This is a genomic window from Paenibacillus tritici (assembly GCF_013204885.1).
GTDB lineage: Bacteria > Bacillota > Bacilli > Paenibacillales > Paenibacillaceae > Paenibacillus_AQ > Paenibacillus_AQ tritici.
This window is the reverse complement of record NZ_JABMKX010000012.1, coordinates 1-18,022: the sequence shown is the minus strand read 5'-3', so window position 1 is coordinate 18,022 and position 18,022 is coordinate 1. Positions and strand designations below refer to the sequence as shown.

Genomic DNA, 18,022 nt, shown 5'->3' with positions numbered 1-18,022 from the left:
AGATGCTGTAAGCCCGCCGCGCCCTCAACTGTATGCAACACTCCTCGCAATCTGTAAATTCCCAGCCCTAATCATCCAGTCCCGCCTTCCGCATACACCGCGCCTTCCCGCTCCACTTCCCGCGAGACATTCTACAGTCTGCTTATCCCTGCCTGGCGTACCTTCCAGGGGATACTCCGGCGATCTTGGTGAAGCTGCGGATGAAGTTGGCGTAATCGCTGAAGCCGGATTGATAGCAGGCCTCGGTAAGGCTAAGCCCTTCGCGGAGGTAAGCCTTGGCTAACAAAATCCGGCGGTCCAATATATACGAACGGAGAGTTAAGCCCGTGTGTTGTTTGAATTGGCGGCTGATGTATGTGCTGTTCAAATGAAAGAGGCCGGCAAGCTGCTCCAGCGTGATGGTCTGCTCCAGATGGGCGTCAATGTACTCCATAGTCTTGCGGACCAGCTCCGGCATGATATCGGCAGGAACGATGTCTGTCTTATGAAACGCCATGTTGGTCAGCACCAATAATTGTGCGAGCGTACTGTTGGCGATAATATCTGCTCCATAGTCCTCTGACGAGAGCGTCTTCTCCAGATCGCCGGTCAGGCGGAGAAACTGCTGCAGCCGGGCTTCCTCCAGATGGACGATGTTGCCCTTACCCTTGGGCCGATAGTCGAAGCACCAGGATAGAGGGGTTGCCGGTGTAGACAGGCGGTGCAGATATGACTTCTGGAGGTTAAGGGTAATACGTTCATATTCCGATTCATCCTGGCTGAAGGAACGGTGCATCTCTTCCGGATTGATCACGAGCAGATCGCCGCGTTCCAGATGATAACAGCTATTCTCGATATAGAAGTTGACATTGCCGCGCAGGAACAAGTACAGCTCATAGGCTTCATGCCGGTGATAGAAGGTCCCCATATTATAGGTAGTCGTTCTGTGCAGGTAGAGATAATCTTGATGGATGGGATCATACCGCAGCTCAAAAGGGTCGTTCATCGCTAACCTCCAGGTCATTTGGCGCAATACATCGCACGGAATTCGCAAGGATTCTTCTCTGAAACTACTATAAAATGTCCTTATCCTAGCATGTCATTATATGATTTGCAAGCGTTGTATTGTACACAACAGACTGGAGGACCGGATGATGGAACTGATTGTAACGGCAAGAAGCAAGCACCAGGCAGATACCGGATATACCGGGTTGGACAGACATGGATTACAAGCATCCATCGGGATCACAGGCGGAGCAGGCAGTGCTGTGCAGCCGTATCAGGCATGTGTAACGATTACGAATCTAAACCGTACGCCGTGGTCGGGAGTTATTCATGTGGAGCTGCCATTTGCCAAGACAGACCCGCGTTTTTTTCTGCCCGCTTTTATGTATGGCCGCAACCGGGGGGAGGCTCCGCAGAATGTTCCGAACGAATTCCCGAGACTAAGAGAAGGCAATCCCGCGCGTCCTTCTTCTCCCTGGTGGATGGTCCGAAGCGACCGGCTATCGCATCCGGCGGCGCTTGTCTATGACAACGGCAAGGTATGGGGGCTGTGTGCCAGTCCTTATTTTATAAGCCAAGCTGGAGTGAAGTCCCAGTGGAAGCCCGGGGCAGAGGGAGAGTTCTGCCAGTATGGCGGCTTCACCTGTTCGCTTGCCAAGGGAACGGTCGGATATACGCTGGGGTATGAGAATGCTCCGCTTCTGTTCATCAAATCGCGCCTTGTCAAGGAGCGGGCTCCTCTGGAGGAGAACTGCTTTGAGCTGGCGGGCTCAGAGTCTGTAGCGTTCACGCTGGATTTGTACGAGTACACGGCTGAATCTGAGCTGGGCATCAATCCTGCGCTGGAAGACATCTATTCCCGCTATCATCAGCCTCCAAGACCCGGCAGTGAGATCCGGCGTGCTGCGGCTGACCTGTCAGAGGCGATCTACCAATATGCGTGGCTGCCTGAAGACCGGAGCTACACAACCTTTGTGTATGAGGACAAGGAGACGGGCGGGTACCGTTATAATAAAATCATCTCCATCAGCTGGACAGACGGTCTGACTGTAGCCACCCCCATGCTGATGGCTGCGCTGCGGCTGGGAGATGAGCCAATGCGCGGGCAGGCGCTCTCCTGCATTGAGAATATCATCGGGAACTGCATGAACCCGGCTTCCGGTCTTCCTTATGAGGCCTATCAGGACGGGAAATGGAGTATTCACGGCTGGTGGTTCGATGGAATGCGCACTCCGGGACATTCCGCTTATCTATGCGGACAGGCCTTATTTTATATTATGAAGGCTTATGAATATGAGAAACGGCTCAAGCATGTTATCCACGAGGAGTGGGTGGACTTCGTGCGGAGGATTCTTCCTGTACTGGAACGAAGCCGGAATGCGGACGATGAATACCCTACGATTCTCTCTGAGAGAACCGGTGCGGGGCTTGAATATGATTCCTTCAGCGGAACCTGGATCCTGGCTGCAATCGCCTACTATAGCTGGCTAACCGGAAACCGGTCGCATCTGGACAGCCTGAAGCGCAGCGAGCGGCATTATTATGAGACCTATGTGAAGCGGATGGAATGTTATGGGGCGCCGCTTGATGCGGATAAGGCGGTAGACTCTGAAGGGATTCTGGCATACATCCGGGCGGTCAGATATCTGCACGCCCTTACAGGGGATGAGCTGTATCTGGATCATATGAGAGATGCGCTAGCTTACGAGTTCACCTTCAAATTTGCTTACAATTCACCCGTTAAGGTGCCGCCACTGAGCGTGGTCGGCTGGTCCAGCTGCGGGGGAAGTGTGACCTCAGTCGCCAATCCGCATATTCATCCGATGTCGGGCAGTGTAGTGGATGAGCTGTATTACTACGTGCAGCAGCGCGATGATCCCTACGTCCGGCAGCGGATGCTGGATACGATCGGCTGGGGCTGCCAGACCTACAACCGGTATGACCGGGAATTTGGCCACGGCCTGACAGGCTGGATGTCCGAGCGGTTCTGTCATTCCGAGGGGCTGGTGACGGAGACTTACAGCGATGGTTCACCGGCCAGCACCTGGTTCTGTCTGATGCCTTGGGCCAGCGCCAGTATTATTGAAGGCCTGGTGGGTGATTACTGGGAGGCAGAGGCTAAGAATAGTCGCTAGCGCCCCATCTGATAACCTTGATCCACTGCGGCCCATTCTTTCACTTTGTGGTGCACATGCGGAGAAAAATTGTCCTGAAGCAACTTTGCGCAGGAAACGGCACCTGCTTTTTTAAATAGTCGATCTCCGCTCGCAAGCCAGCCGTTTCTTCTTCCATACTGGAAAACTTCGTTTCAGGTATTATTTTAAATATCCAAGCGTTTCGCGACTTCACGTATGCTCATATGTCTTCGTGACCAGCCGGGCCGTCTTCAATCTTAATCCTGAGAGTACCGCTATCGCGAGAGTCAACCCCCTTTTTTGTGAATCTAAAAAAAAGGGGGTTGACTTTCTCTTTGGTTCAGGGGGGGCCTTGACAGGCGTATGTTAAGATCAAAAAGTTGAAAGTTCTCCTACGGATTTTGAACGAGAATTAAATAACTTTTCAAAGGAGGTATTTTGTTCTACTTAATTTCTAACATGAATCAAAAATTAGAAAGACACTGAGGAGTGAGGGGTTTGCAATCAGGTACTATTTCTGAAAATCAAAAAGTTTCAAATGTTAAGGTTTTCCCAATTATGTTTGCATTGATGCTTGCAGGTATGATAGGTACTTTTAATGAAACGGCAATTAATATTGCTGTAAGTGATATAATTAATCAGTTTGCGATTACGGAAGCTACAGTTCAATGGTTAACAAGTGGTTATTTACTTACCCTGGGAGTTTTAGTTCCTCTTTCAGGACTATTGATACAATGGTTTTCAACACGTCAGCTTTTCCTGACATCAATCAGTATGTCTATAATAGGATCTGCAATTGGTGCTATGGCGGGAAGTTTCGATATCTTGCTATTAGGAAGGATACTTCAAGCAGCTGGAGCAGGGCTATTATTCCCATTGATGCTTAATACGGCTCTTATTATATTCCCAGCCGAGAAACGCGGAAAAGCGATGGGACTAGTCAGTCTTGTGTTCACAGCAGGACCTGCTTTAGGCCCAGCCATCTCAGGTCTTTTAATTGATTATCTAAGCTGGCATTGGATATTCTGGGTATCGCTGATGACTCTGGTGCTTGCTTTGTTGGCAGGCGTAGCGTTTATGAAAAATGTAGCACCTATAACCAAACCACGTATCGATATATACTCTCTAGTCTTGTCGACAATTGGTTTTGGTGGACTTGTTTATGGTATTAGTAGTGCAGGAGAGGGAGATCATGGTTGGAGTAACCCTGTTGTTATTGTGCCCCTGGTTGCCGGGGTTATCGCATTAATCTTATTTGTCATTCGTCAACTGAACATGAAAGAACCTCTTATGAACTTAAGAACTCTAAAGAACCCTATGTTTGCTATGGGTACTTTGCTGGTATTCATATGTATGATGGTTTATCTATCCGCCATGTTCATTCTTCCCATGTTTATGATTCGTGTTCTTGAATTTAGCGCACTGACGACTGGATTTATTCTTCTGCCAGGCAGTGTGATTTCAGCTGTATTTTCTCCTGTTATAGGGGCACTATTTGACAGATTCGGACCTAAGTTTTTGGTCGTACCTGGACTTATCATAGTTTCAGCCACTCTATGGTTCTGTTCTAATATTACAGTTGCTTCGTCCATTGCTTTGATTGTGGTCTTGCACACCTGTCTGATTGTCGGAATTCTTTTGGTATGGATGCCTGCTCAGACAAATGGTCTGAATCAGCTACCTCCTGATATGTACCCCGATGGTGCGGCTATATTGAATACACTTCAACAAATCGCAGGAGCTATAGGTATTGCAATGGCAGTAAGTATCATGACAACCGGAACCGCAGACTTTATTAAGAGTGTGGCTGATCCTACAGAGCCGGCAAATGCAACATTGGCCTTAATGGCTGGTATGCAGAACGCATTATTCTTCACGATGTTTGTAGCCCTTGCCGGACTTGTTCTAGGTGTATTTGTAAGACGAGTGAAAGTCCAAAAGTGGTCTGGAGACTCGGAATGATCATAATCTAGTGCCCCATCAGACAACCTTGATCTTATTTTGCTCGCGTAGAATTATAGCCTTCGTATCCCTAATATGTTCGACTGAGATATGATAAATCCGGCTGAGTTAAGTCACGAACAAAAATAGTCATTCCGCTCAGGGCTGTTCACTGGCTTTGTATTTGCCGGGGGGCATGCCCACTATTTTTTTGAAGCTTCTGATGAAGTTGGCATAGTCGCTGAAGCCTGACAGCTCGCAGGCTTCGGCGACGCTTTTCCCGGCGGTAAGATGGCTCATGGACAGGGAGATGCGCTTGCCCACAATGTAGGAGCGGATGGTAAGTCCCGTGTGCTCCCTGAATAGCTGGCTTATATATTTGCCGCTGTAATGAAACTCCTGCTCCAGCTGTGCGGACGAGATAGACTCTAGCAGATGCTCCTCAATGTACGTCATGGTCTGCCTGACCAGCTCCGGCATAAGGTTGTCCGAGGGGGACGTAGAAGACTGATAGAGGGTGTTAATGAACACAAGCAGCCGGGTGGCGTAAGCCTCTGCCAGCAGATCCTGTCCATAAGCCTCAGAGTGGAGGGAAGCGATCAATTGGTCGGCCAGTCTGGAGTAGAAGGCACATTGGTCCCGGGAGAGCCGGGTCAGATTGTCCTGCCCGAAGGGATGCGCGTCGAAGCAGGATAGCAGATTAGAACGCGGACTGGAGAGCCTTTGCAAGGTAGACCGCTTGATGTTCAGCCCGATCCGTTCGTACATTTGATTGTCGGTACAGACACACCGGTGCATTTCGCTGGGGCTGATGATGAACATGTCGCCGGGGGCCAGCTTGTAGCACGACTGCTCCAGATACATGTAGGCATTGCCTCTCAGGAACAGGTAGATTTCGTAGGCATCGTGGTGGTGATACGGCATGGCCGGGTTAAGAAGCTCGGTTGTGGTGGTTCTGTGGAAGCAGATCATTTCTTCCGGGATAGGGGTGAAAATATAGTTAGTGTTCTCATCCATAACAATCATTCCTTTTATTACACAATTTGGGATTATCGGTATCCGCGCAATATATGTTCGTGGATCTGCAAGGATTAACCAGTAAATATTTATTATAATACAGGAAAAGGAAGCGCTTGCAAGTGCTTCAAGAAGCATGGACAAGCAGGGTGCAAGATACCGCTGCCGCTTCAACCAGACAGGAGGTGACCACAGCAGGGTTTCGCAGAAATGATCCGAGCAGAAATTATACGATGAGGAGATGAGTCCATGATATCCAAGTTTAAAAAATCACTATGTACTGTATTGGCATCTGTAACCCTACTATCGGCAATGTTGGTACCCGCACCGCCCAAAGTTGCAGCTGCCAGCGATGTGACTGTTAATCTGTCCGCCCAGAAGCAGGTCATTCGCGGGTTCGGAGGTATCAACCACCCGGTCTGGATCGGCGATCTGACGGCCGCGCAGCGGGAGACCGCCTTCGGCAACGGAGCGAACCAGCTGGGCTTATCCATTCTGAGAATCTCTGTGGACGATAACAAGAATAACTGGTCTAAGGAGCTGGACACGGCCAAGGCGGCCGTTGCCAAGGGAGCCATCGTCTTCGCTTCACCCTGGAATCCTCCTGCAAGTATGACAGAGACCTTCAACCACAACGGGAATACCTCAGCCAAGCGGCTCAGATATGACAAGTACGGCGCGTACGCCCAGCATCTGAATGATTTCGTGACATACATGAAGAATAATGGGGTTAACCTGTATGCGATCTCGATACAGAATGAACCGGACTATGCCGAGACCTGGACCTGGTGGACACCTGCAGAAGTCCTGAACTTTATGAAGAATTATGCCGGTTCCATCAATTGCCGGGTCATTGCTCCCGAGTCTTTTCAATATCTGAAAAATATGTCCGACCCGATTCTGAATGATTCCCAGGCGCTGGCCAATATGGACATTCTGGGGGCACATTTGTATGGAACCCAGGTGAACAACTTTGCCTATCCGCTCTTCAAGCAGAAGGGCGCAGGCAAAGAGCTGTGGATGACCGAGGTCTATTACCCGAACAGCAATAACAACTCGGCCAATCTGTGGCCGGAAGCGCTGGAAGTAGCGTACCATATGCACAATGCGCTGGTGGAAGGGGATTTCCAGGCTTATGTATGGTGGTATATCCGCCGTCAATACAGCCCGATGAATGAAGACGGCAGTATCAGCAAGCGCGGGGACAGCATGGCCCAGTTCTCCAAGTTCGTCCGCCCGGGTTATGTAAGAGTGGACGCAACGAAGAACCCGAATACCAATGTCTATGTCTCGGCTTACAAGGGCAGTAACAAGGCAGTGATTGTTGCTATTAATAAAAGCAATTCGGCTGTAAGCCAGAAGTTTGTCTTGCAGAACGGCACAGCCTCCAGCGTGTCCACCTGGATCACGGACGCCAACCGGAAGGTAGCCGCCGGCTCTAACATTAATGTGTCGAACGGTGCTTTCACCGCCCAACTGCCTGCGCTTAGTGTAACTACCTTCGTAGCCACACTCGGAAGCAGCAAAAGCTCGGTAACGGATACTACTTATGAGGCCGACGCCGAAGTTGAAGCTGAAGCCGACACCACCCTGATCGTTGCAGAATAGAAGCCATTCACTCCAGTTTCCATAAGTAATCTTATCCTGGCCTGTAAACAGCAGCTTGTATAGTGCGTTTACGGGCCGGGATTTTTTAGCGAATAAGGAGGGTTATCATGTTCAAAGTGTTGGAGGGCCTTGCGTTATAGGGTTCACGGCTGCACCGTCCTTATTGGAGGACAGTGCAGCCGTTTGTACCTCAGGAGAACAATGAGACCTGGGGAATTCTCGCGGTACAGCCCGGAGGCTGTGAGGGAGCGGAATTAGTTGGATTTTCTACACTTGCTGATGGACGATGACCGCCTATGGTAACAGCAGTTGTATAAACAGCACTTAAATCTCCTGATTTTATCCCAAGTAGCGAAATTGGCTCATAATAGCTGCTGTTTATCCACTTGCTTCCGTACTTCTCTTCGTAATGGACAAATTAAGATACTTTTATCCATCTGCTTGTTCCAGTAACGGGTATCCACTCATGATCCCCTTCAGCCTGCCCCCGGCATTCCCTCAGAACACAACGTTTAGCAGTAGCTTGCCTGGTACACCTTCCGCGTGAAGTTCCCGTTTCGTTAAAAATCAAAGGTTTTTAGTTTTATTTTAAAATGAATCGTGCATCAGTCTCATACAAATTTTAATTTTGAATTGTTAAGCTATAACCATGCAATTTGATGTAAGCGTATACAAAAAGGAGGAACACGCGGAATGAGTAAAAAGATCTGGAGAAAGACACTTGCAGCAGCAATAAGCGGTACTCTGGTGTTGAGCATGATTACCCCGGGGCCGTTCTCCGCCCCGGTTCAGGCTGCTCCTGCAATTGCTGTCCCGGCGCAGGTAACCGCTGACTGGTACAAAACCTACCAGATGATGGATGGCGTAGGGGCCGCTTATGCTTATACAGATTCCGTCCATATGCTGCAGCTGGCTTCGGCCGGTCAACAAGATACCGTCAGGCATCTGCTGGATCTGACCTTCAGTGAATCCAAGGGTACAGGCCACGACATTGTCCGGGTCATCATCGGCGATAACGGCGGCCTGACCACTGCCAATGCCACCGCCGCCAGCCCGGGCTTCAATCCGCTGACCGGTCTGCTGGCAGATGTCAGCAAGCCCGGCTTCGATATCGAAGGCAATGCCATTCCCCTGCGCGGAACGGGCGGGCAATATGGATACAAAATAGAAGCGGAGAACCGCTATTACGATGGCAATACCGACAGTATCTGGCCTGTTGAACCGGAACACGCTCCAGGCACGCTGGTGCCTGTGCAGGATTTCGTATGGGATTATCCTTCCTGGGATCAGCCGGCAGGCAATGACGATGGAGGCCCGACCAACCTCCTGAGCGCACCGGGGGAGCATCCTGTGGTGATTAAGAACTCGCCGCGTACCCGCAAAGAGCTGTTCGATGTGGATCAGGTCTGGACGATGCGCCAGGCGATGCAATACGGCGTCAAGCAGTTCTACGCTTGTACATGGACGGTGCCTTACTGGATGAGCCAGTCCTCGACAGGCTCCCCTAACAAGATTGTCCGCAGTGATACAGCCACCATTAATGGTAAAGTGGTGAAAATTTACTACCAGGCCTATGCGGATTATCTCGTGAATTATATCCGCGGAATGTGGGAGCAATATGGGATTCCGATCACCCACATCAACCCCTTCAATGAGGTTGACCTCGCGGGCGGGTCAGCCGCGTACGTTACCGAGCTGATTAACGGTTACATCGGTCCTGCCTTGAAGAAGTCGATGCAGCCGGGCGGTGACCTCTATGATATTCAGAATCCGGACGGCAAGCTCATTGACTTCATTCCTCAGCTTGCCGCCGTGGACGGAACCAATCTGAACGCTTCCTTAAGCAGAGGCGGTGAGGTGTTCAGTCAGACCGATCCTGACAATGCCCTGGACAAAAACCCTTACCTCGATGTATTCACCACCCATCTGTATGGTACGGTCGGGATTGGCACGGATGAGAACAAGCTCTACCATACCGGTGACTTTTCCCAGAATCCGCTGGATTACTCCAAGGATGGGAGCAAGTATCCCGAATACCTGACCAAATATAAGCTCTGGCAGGCCGAATTCATGAATCAGGATACCGGTGACGGATCGGCCGGTGCCTATACTCAGCGGTACGGCAATCAGAACATCAATGACGCTGTGCGCTGGTCCAATCTGCTGACCAATATGTTCAGCAGCAACCCCGGATTTAACGGCTTTGTCTGGTGGAGTATGTGGGACAGCAACGGCGCGGACGGCTCCGACCTGATCCGCTTCGTTACGACCAACTCCCAGCAGGAGCCGGGACGGATTAGCACACTGACGGGCGAATACCGGTTGTTCAAGCGTTTTTACGGCTATGGGCATTTCTCCCGGTTTATGAATCCGGGTGATGTCCGGTTTGATGTCACGCGGGTGCCTGCGGCCGATATCAACGTGGTCGCCTTCAAGAACCCGAATACCAATGATTACTCGATCACGGCATCGAATGCCAAGAATGATGACAGTGTTCAGCCGCTTGAGTTCAATCTGAAGGACTTCCCGGCAGGCACAACCAGTGTTACCGTGTTCCGTACTTCAGGCAGCGAGAACCAGAAGAAGCTTGGCACGATTCCGGTAACGGACGGGAAGTTCGTTATTGACCTTCCGTCGGCCAGCATCGTAACGGTGGTTCCGTCCCAAGGCAAATTCGCCACCTACCAGGGGCTTGACGGAGAACGCGATATTTTCTCAACGCTGGAAGCAGAGGGCAACGACAATAGTATACCTGGCGACAGTGCAGGTAGTGCAGGACGCGCTGAAGAGGCCGTGACACTCGGTGCGGGCAAGTATCTCGCCTACAGAAATTTGAATTTTGCAGATGGCTCTGCGAACGGCGGTGTTGTGCGCAGACACTTGCTGTACCTGACTGCCCAGAGTAAATCAGCTCAAGGAGGCAAGCTTGCCGCTTATGTGCTTCCGGTGGGAAGCACTGTGGGCAGCAGCGACGATATCCTGTCCCAAGGCACGCGTGTAGCAGAAATACCGGTACCGGCCAATGAGGTCTACGGTAAATTCCAGGACATGGTTGATACAGGCGATCTTAGCGCTTACGGCCATAAGGATCTGTATATTGTGGCCGAACCGAACGGACCTGCGGGTACCATCACCGTTGACCGCTTCCTGTTCGGAGCAGGCGATTCCGATTGGAGTACTGCCGCGAATAACTCTACAGTATCCATTCCGGGCAACCTGCTGCTCAATGGGGATTTTGATACGGCAACCGCATCCAATACAGACAACTGGTCTGCTGGCCGTTACAACAAGGGAACCTTTGAGCCTGTTGCCTCAGGACCCGTGTTAACAGCAGATACCATACAGAGCTATTCGGGTCTGTCACGTTACCTGAAGAACAGCTCCACCTCGAAGGTTGCCGGTTCCGGCAAGCTTGCTGGCCGTATCGACGCTGCGGAGCAGTATGACGGAATGTGGCAGGATGTTACCGGTAAGCTGAGCAAGGGAGAGAGCTATAACTTCAAGGGTTATTTCCTCTCCATGATGAGCCGGCCGGAGAGCTATGATCTCGCTGCGGAGCATCCGGGGGATGTGGAAGCGGCGCTGGTATACTACGACCAGAACGGGACCCAGCTCGGCATGACGCCAATCAATGGCCGCGATATGCCGGAACCTTATGCAGCCCGGGAGGCGGGTGATCCTGCATACTGGACCGGCGGCAAATTTGTCGGACGTATCCTGGAGGGCGGGCCGCTCAGCTTAAGCTCCTTCCAGCCTGTAGATGTGAAGGTGGCGGACTGGCATGAGACGCCTAATGCTCCGTTTACCTATGATGAGCCGTCAGGTACGGCCAAGGTGGTGTTGGCGGTGTATGCGAAGGATGCCAACATCCTCTACGCCGATCAGCTGTCACTGACGCCGGAGGCCGTGGCTTCGCGCAATATTTTCGTGGATGGCGTTCAGCCGTCTAACTTCGATGCCTCCACTTACGAGTATAAGTATACGGTTTCGGGGAACGCCATACCGAAGGTAACGGCGGTAACGAGCGACCCGGCTGAAATCGTAAGCATCTCGCAAGCGGACAGTGCGCAAGGAACGGCAGTGGTCCGGTTCGTCAAAGGTGAACAGATCAGGACTTATAAAATCTTTTTCAGTACGAACGAAATTATCGGCTTTGCGGCTGGCCTTCCGGCGGGCTGGGAGGTTGTGAATCCGGCTGATCCGCAGACCGCACTTAGCTATAGTGCTGAGGGTGCGGCCATCCAGACCTTGAAGAGCGGCACGGAATATCCGGGCAGCCATAATATGCTGCAGATGCCGGGTTCGGCCGAAGGCAACTGGACGCTTACAGCGAAGCTTACGGTAGACAAACCGCTGAATGATTCGACTATGGGTGAGAATTCCCAAGCAGGACTTGGCATCAGCCGGACATCAAGCGGGGAGTTCTACAGAATCAATGCCAGGAAGGTAAACAACAATATCAAAGTGAATAATTCTGGGTTGATAGGTACTCAGCCCTTCACGAACAATACGAATCAGACTAATCTGAGCGGCATGAACTATTATCTGCGGATTGTAAAGGAAGGCAATGTGGTTCAAGGGTATTTCTCCACGAACAGCGGCTCTTCCTGGCTGGCGATGGGGAATCCATCAACGTATACCCCGGACTTCTTCAAGGATGCCAAGGTGCAGTTGTACGGAACCAATACCAGCGCAGTAACGGATTTCAAAGTAACCTTTTCCAATGTGACTCTAGTCAAGACCCTGGGGGAGACGGGTGAACTGGACCCTGATCAGCAGGCTGTGGAGGAAGCAGCGGCGCTTATCGGCAACCGGCTTACCGTTCCGAATGCAGTGGCAGGTGAAGATCACGCTAAGCTGATAGCCAAAGCACAGGCCGTCCTGAATGAGAATGAGGAACTGAGCCTGCTGGGAGTGACTACAGCTATTACCTTCCAGAACGGCGGATTTACGCTAAGGATAACGAAGGGAAGCGTCAGCGTATCGGTTAATCCTTTCACCCTTGTGGCTGGTATTAAACCGACAAGAGATTTCGAGGATCAGACGGTTCAGGGCTTCAAGCCGAAGGGCGGGGCAGGGGTAACGGTTGCACCTACCCAGGAAGCCAATCATACCCCGGGCGGAGCTTATGCACTGAAGGTTACAGGCAGAGCAGCCAATTCGGATGGACCTTCCGTGAATGTGAAGGACCTTGTCACGATTGGCAATGAGTACAAAACAACAGTATGGGTGAAGCTGATCAGCCCGGCCAGCGCACAGCTGAAGCTGACTGCCCAGGTCAATGATACTACGCCGTATTATGTCAGTCTGTCCACCCAGACGGTCAATGCAGGCGGAGACTGGGTGAAGCTGGAGGGGACGTACCGTTATCTGCACGAGGATGTCACTTTGTATGTAGAGAGCCCGAACAGTGCTGTTGCAGCCTACTATATTGATGACTTCAGCTTCGAGAATACGGGGCTCCAGACGATTGCTTCGCTTAAGGATGCCTATAAGAACGACTTCCTGCTGGGCAATGTGCCGGGCAATAATGACATTAACCCGGGCAACGGACAGAATGCGTTCTTCAATTATCATTTCAACAGCGTGACCTTCGAAAATGAGATGAAGCCGGATGCACTGCAGAAGACCAAGGGGACCTACACCTTCACGAGGTCTGACGACATGATAACCAAATCTCAGGCGATGGGAATGGAAGTACACGGTCATGTACTTGTATGGCATAGCCAGACTCCCGCGTGGTTCACCCAGCAAGTGGACGTTTCGGGCAATGCACTGAAGGATCAGGCGGGGAATCCGCTCTATCTCAGCCGCAGTGAGGCGCTTGCGAATATGCGGACTCACATCAAGACCGTAATGGAACACTACGGGAATAAGGTGAGCTCATGGGATGTTGTCAATGAGGCCATGCAGGACGGACCTCCGGCAGTATCCGACTGGAAAGATGCGCTGCGGAAGTCGCCTTGGTATTATTCCGTAGGTCCAGACTTCGTCGAGCAGGCCTTCCTGGCCGCACGGGAAGTGGTGGACAGCAACCCGGATTTGAAAGGGATCAAGCTGTATTACAATGATTTCAATGATGAATTCCCGGAGAAGCGGGACGCTATCCACGACATGGTCAAAGAGATGAATGACCGTTATGCCGAAGCCCATCCGGGCAAGCTGCTGGTTGAGGGCATTGGGCTGCAGTCCCACTATGACATGAGAACCAAGCCCGCCAATGTAGAAGCGGCCATTGAGAAGTATGCTTCCCTGGGCGTGGAAATCTCTATAAGCGAACTGGATGTGCTGGCGGGAATGAATTCTTCCCTCTCCCCGGAGTGGGCGGAGAAGCAGGCTAGCCTGTATGCCCAATTGTTCCAGATTTATAAGAAGCATGCCGATAAAATCGCGCGTGTCACCCTCTGGGGTTACACCGACAGTTCAAGCTGGAGATCCAGCCAGAATCCGCTGCCATTCCTTAGTTCTCTGGCACCGAAGCCTGCCTATTACGCAATTATCGACCCGGAGAAGTATCTGGCCGAGCATCCGCTCTATATTACGCCCGAAACCAAGAGCTCTACAGCCCTCTACGGGACACCGGATATTGACGGAAGCATGGACGACATCTGGAAGAATGCGTCTGAAATTCAAATCGACAACCATCTGATGGCCACAGCAGAAACGGCCGGCACAGCCCGGACGCTATGGGACGAGGAGAACCTGTATGTGCTGTTCCAGGTGAAGGATAAGCAGCTTAGCAAAAACAATACAGATAAGACAAAGCAGGATTCAGTAGAAGCCTACGTGGATGAAGACCGCGTCAACGCCTGGCCGTACCGTGAGGATGATGGACAATACCGGGTCAACTATGCCGGAGAACAGTCCTTCAAGTTCCTCAGTAATTCGACTCCGGCGACCTCCCCTGGCTTCGAATCAGCAGCGGTAACGGCCGGAACGGATTATATGGTGGAAATGAAGATTCCGTTCCGCACCATCACACCGGAGAATGGGACACAGATCCGGTTCGATGCGCAGGTGAATAACGCAAACGGAGCCAATCTGATCGGCGTAGCCACCTGGAATGATCTGATCGGCAGAGCGTCGAAATCGACAGAGGTATTCGGCAGCCTGACCCTCAGCGGCAAGGGAGATCAGACTCCGCCAACCTGGGCGGAGGGAAGCAAGCTTGAAGCCACGGATATCACCAGCACCGGAGTTACCTTATCGTGGCCGGCGGCAGCGGATAATCTTGGAGTCACCAGCTACCGGCTATACAACGGAGTGGATGCTGAACCGGTGATCATCACCGGCATTGAACCGGAAGAGACTGTAAGCGGAGCGGTATATCGCCATCAGGTGACCGGACTTATGCCCAATACGCAGTATACCTTCAAGGTGGAAGCCGGAGATGCTGCCGGGAACTGGAGCAAGGACGGACCTTCCGTCCCGGTAACTACACTACCGACTTCAGATACTACCCCACCGGTATGGGCAGAAGGAAGTAAGCTTGAAGCCTCTGGCATTACAAGCAAGGGATTGACTCTGACATGGTCGGCTACGGCATCGGACGAGAGCGGCATCGCCGGTTACCGGATTACGAATGGAACCGGTGACAAGCCGGTTACGGTTACGGATGCCGTGTATACGGAGACGGTGACCGGGGCTGTATACAGCCATCAGGTAACAGGACTGATGCCGGGTACGCAGTATACGTTCACAGTGGAGGCAGTAGATACCGGCGGCAATTGGAGTGCCGGTGGACCTTCGGTTTCCGCGGCAACATTGCCCGCTGCGGATACGGCACCTCCGGCTTGGACAGCGGGAAGCAAGCTTGAAGCCTCACGGATCACGGCAATCGGCCTTACGTTAACCTGGACAGACGCTGCCGACGATACAGCAGTGACTGGCTATAAGCTCTATAGAGGATCTGAGAAAATCGCGGAGTTGCCTGGAACAACGCACCGTTATGAGGTAACCGGACTCGCGCCGGGCACAGGATATAACTTCTCGGTGCAGGCCGTGGATGCGGCAGGGAACTGGAGTACGGACGGTCCCGCTATCTCGGTAGCTACGCTAAGCAATAAAGGTGCAGAACCAACGCCGGTACCAACACCTGTGCCAACGCCAGTACCAACACCAGTACCAACATCACTATCAACATCTGTGCCGGGATCGACGCCGACAGCAACACCGGTGCCGGGAACAACAGCAACACCGGCCCCGTCGCAGGCACCATCGACACCGACACCAGTGCAGGCCAGCCCGTTCACAGATGTAGGTGTCAAATACAGCTGGGCTTCGGAGGCGATTAACACGCTGTACAGTCTGGGCATCATCCAAGGAACCTCCGCGACCACCTTCAGCCCGGAGAAGAACATTACGAGAGCCGACTTCGTGCTGCTGGTAATGAGAGCATTGGGCCTCGAAGCGGAATCCGGTTCCAGCTTCGCAGATGTAAGCCCGGGAGCCTACTATGCTGAAGCCCTCAGCATGGCGAAGAAGCTGGGAATTATCAATGGAACGGATGGCAACCACTTCAATCCGAAGGGCGAAATCTCGCGGCAGGATATGATGGTGATTGCAGCCAGAGCCTTGAAGGCAGCGAACAAATTATCTGCCGGCGGCACTGCCGGTGACCTGAGCGGCTACACAGATCGAATGAAGGTGGCGAAGTATGCTATCGAAAGTGTAGCGGCACTGGTCAAAGAGGGAATTGTCCAGGGAGACGGCAAATCCCTCCATCCCACCGGAACCGCTACGCGGGCGGAAGCCGCTGTCATGATCTTCCGGATGCTGGAGAAGTAAGCATCCGCAAGCGAAGCTATGAAGTAACAAAGTGACAGTGTGACAAAATAACAAGCAACAACTAACAAAGTAACAAAGTAACAAAGTAACATACCTCTTGGCAGTCAATGTCTATAGACATCAGAAGATGGCATAGACGTTGACCGCTGGAGGTTTTTTTATTGTAACGGAAATTATATATCCGTCTGCTGTGGATAAGGGGGCATGGCGTGGGAATCAGTACTCATTGAATGAACCAGAGGCCGGATGAGTAAATGAGTAAGCCTAGAATGTATGCGAAAAACTGAATACAATGTGCGGGTGCGAGGGTGGGTGAGCTAATGTATGCGAAAACAAACATGGACTGGACGCGCCGCGTAGGCCGAATGTAATCGAAAAACCGAACATAATTGGACTGTGAGCGCCACGTAAGCCAAATGTAATCGAAAAACCGAACACAATTGGACTGTGAGCGCCACGTAAGCCGAATGTAATCGAAAAACCGAACACAATTGGACTGGACGCGCCGCGTAGGCCGAATGTAATCGAAAAACCGAACACAATCAGACTGGACGTGCCACGTAGGCCGTGCGTTTATGGCAGGTTGTGTCAGAAGTATTTTCACAGAAAACCGAATACAATGTGCTGGTACGAGGGGGCGTGGGCCGTATGCTCCAGAAATGGGTAAGGGGGAGGCAGCCATACGAGTTGCTTGGACCGCAGAGGTTCTTACATTATCCATACGCAGGGTGATTTTGTTCTTTATGTAGATAAGGCTTCATGTGAAGCACAAAGGGATAAATCCCTCTGATTGCACCGGAGGTGGGCGAAAGGAGGAAACGAAAGGTGAAAATCCCTCTGATTGCGCCGAAAGTGGGTGAGAGGAGGAAACGAAAGGGAAAAATCCCTCTGATTGCGCCCGAAGAGGGAGAGAGGAAGAAATGAGAGGGATAAATCCCTTTGATTGCGCCGAAAGTGGGTGAGAGGAAGAAATGAGAGGGATAAATCCCTTTGATTACGCCGGAGGCGGGCGAGAGGAGGAAATGAGAGGGATAAATCCCTCTGCCGCCACCCCTGGACATTGGTCAAGGAGGGAAGGAGGAGCAAAAGTGCACCTCAATCCACCGGAAGTGGGCGGTAGGCAGGAAGGAGGAGCAGAAGTGCACCCCAATTTGCCCAAAGCGGGCGGCAGGCAGGAATGAAGAGCAAAAGTGCACCTCAATCCACCGGAAGTGGGCGACAGGCGGTAGCGTCAAGAAGTTTGTGTAAGAGAGTAGAAGTACCTCCCCGGGTTACGGGTTGGGGGTGTAGGTGTTTCTGGGGGGAGGGGGAACCCCGGCCCCCAGAAACTGGATTCATCCGCTATGCTTCATCGGGTGTAGGTACGGAAGGGTAGCGGGATTCAAAGAGCTCCAGGAGCTTCTTTTTAACGGGTTCCATCCCAAAGCCAGGGACGACCCGCTGCGCATGACGTTCATTGTAGTCGAGCATTTCCAGATACACGATTTTCTCCGCCGCATCCATATTCGTCAGACTGTTCATCGGTTTCAGGCGTTTGCGGATTTCCTTGT

Annotated in this window: 6 protein-coding genes and 1 pseudogene; 4 read left to right on the top strand and 3 right to left on the bottom strand. The window is 51.8% G+C overall.

All coding sequences use genetic code 11. From position 1 onward, the window contains the following. Positions 1 to 142 precede the first annotated feature (142 nt). Positions 143 to 985 carry an AraC family transcriptional regulator gene (locus HQN87_RS21420; RefSeq protein WP_173137483.1) on the bottom strand — a complete coding sequence of 281 codons (843 nt, stop codon included), beginning with the start codon at positions 983 to 985 and terminating at the stop codon, positions 143 to 145. A gap of 145 nt (positions 986 to 1,130) precedes the next feature. Between HQN87_RS21420 and HQN87_RS21415 the strand changes: the two genes are divergently transcribed. Both HQN87_RS21415 and HQN87_RS21410 read left to right on the top strand, forming a co-directional pair. Next, on the top strand, positions 1,131 to 3,119 hold the full coding sequence (locus tag HQN87_RS21415; protein ID WP_254075601.1) for a hypothetical protein: 1,989 nt from the start codon (positions 1,131 to 1,133) through the stop codon (positions 3,117 to 3,119). A 558-nt stretch (positions 3,120 to 3,677) separates the two neighbouring features. Next, positions 3,678 to 5,081 carry a DHA2 family efflux MFS transporter permease subunit gene (locus HQN87_RS21410; protein WP_173137854.1) on the top strand — a complete coding sequence of 468 codons (1,404 nt, stop codon included), beginning with the start codon at positions 3,678 to 3,680 and terminating at the stop codon, positions 5,079 to 5,081. 138 nt (positions 5,082 to 5,219) lie between these two features. Here the strand turns inward: HQN87_RS21410 and HQN87_RS21405 are convergent, their stop codons facing one another. After that, a complete protein-coding gene (locus HQN87_RS21405; RefSeq protein ID WP_173137479.1) occupies positions 5,220 to 6,077 on the bottom strand; it encodes an AraC family transcriptional regulator in 858 nt (285 codons plus the stop codon). 249 nt (positions 6,078 to 6,326) lie between these two features. On the opposite strand from HQN87_RS21405, the gene xynC reads away from it, so the two are divergent. Both xynC and HQN87_RS21395 read left to right on the top strand, forming a co-directional pair. Beyond that, a complete protein-coding gene (xynC, locus tag HQN87_RS21400) occupies positions 6,327 to 7,685 on the top strand; it encodes a glucuronoarabinoxylan endo-1,4-beta-xylanase XynC (RefSeq protein ID WP_173137477.1) in 1,359 nt (452 codons plus the stop codon). 693 nt (positions 7,686 to 8,378) lie between these two features. Further along, positions 8,379 to 16,472 (top strand): endo-1,4-beta-xylanase, encoded by an 8,094-nt coding sequence (locus HQN87_RS21395; RefSeq protein ID WP_173137475.1) that lies wholly within the window; start codon positions 8,379 to 8,381, stop codon positions 16,470 to 16,472. A 1,341-nt stretch (positions 16,473 to 17,813) separates the two neighbouring features. Here HQN87_RS21395 and HQN87_RS21390 read toward each other — a convergent pair. Further along, positions 17,814 to 18,022: pseudogene (locus tag HQN87_RS21390) on the bottom strand (IS256 family transposase); the annotation flags it as partial.

What these genes read in the sequence shown, in the direction of transcription:
- HQN87_RS21410 (WP_173137854.1), top strand. Translation starts at nt 3,678, where the DNA reads ATGTTTGCATTGATGCTTGCAGGTATGATAGGTACTTTTAATGAAACG.
- HQN87_RS21405 (WP_173137479.1), bottom strand. Translation starts at nt 6,077, where the DNA reads ATGGATGAGAACACTAACTATATTTTCACCCCTATCCCGGAAGAAATG.
- HQN87_RS21420 (WP_173137483.1), bottom strand. Translation starts at nt 985, where the DNA reads ATGAACGACCCTTTTGAGCTGCGGTATGATCCCATCCATCAAGATTAT.
- HQN87_RS21395 (WP_173137475.1), top strand. Translation starts at nt 8,379, where the DNA reads ATGAGTAAAAAGATCTGGAGAAAGACACTTGCAGCAGCAATAAGCGGT.
- HQN87_RS21415 (WP_254075601.1), top strand. Translation starts at nt 1,131, where the DNA reads ATGATGGAACTGATTGTAACGGCAAGAAGCAAGCACCAGGCAGATACC.
- xynC (WP_173137477.1), top strand. Translation starts at nt 6,327, where the DNA reads ATGATATCCAAGTTTAAAAAATCACTATGTACTGTATTGGCATCTGTA.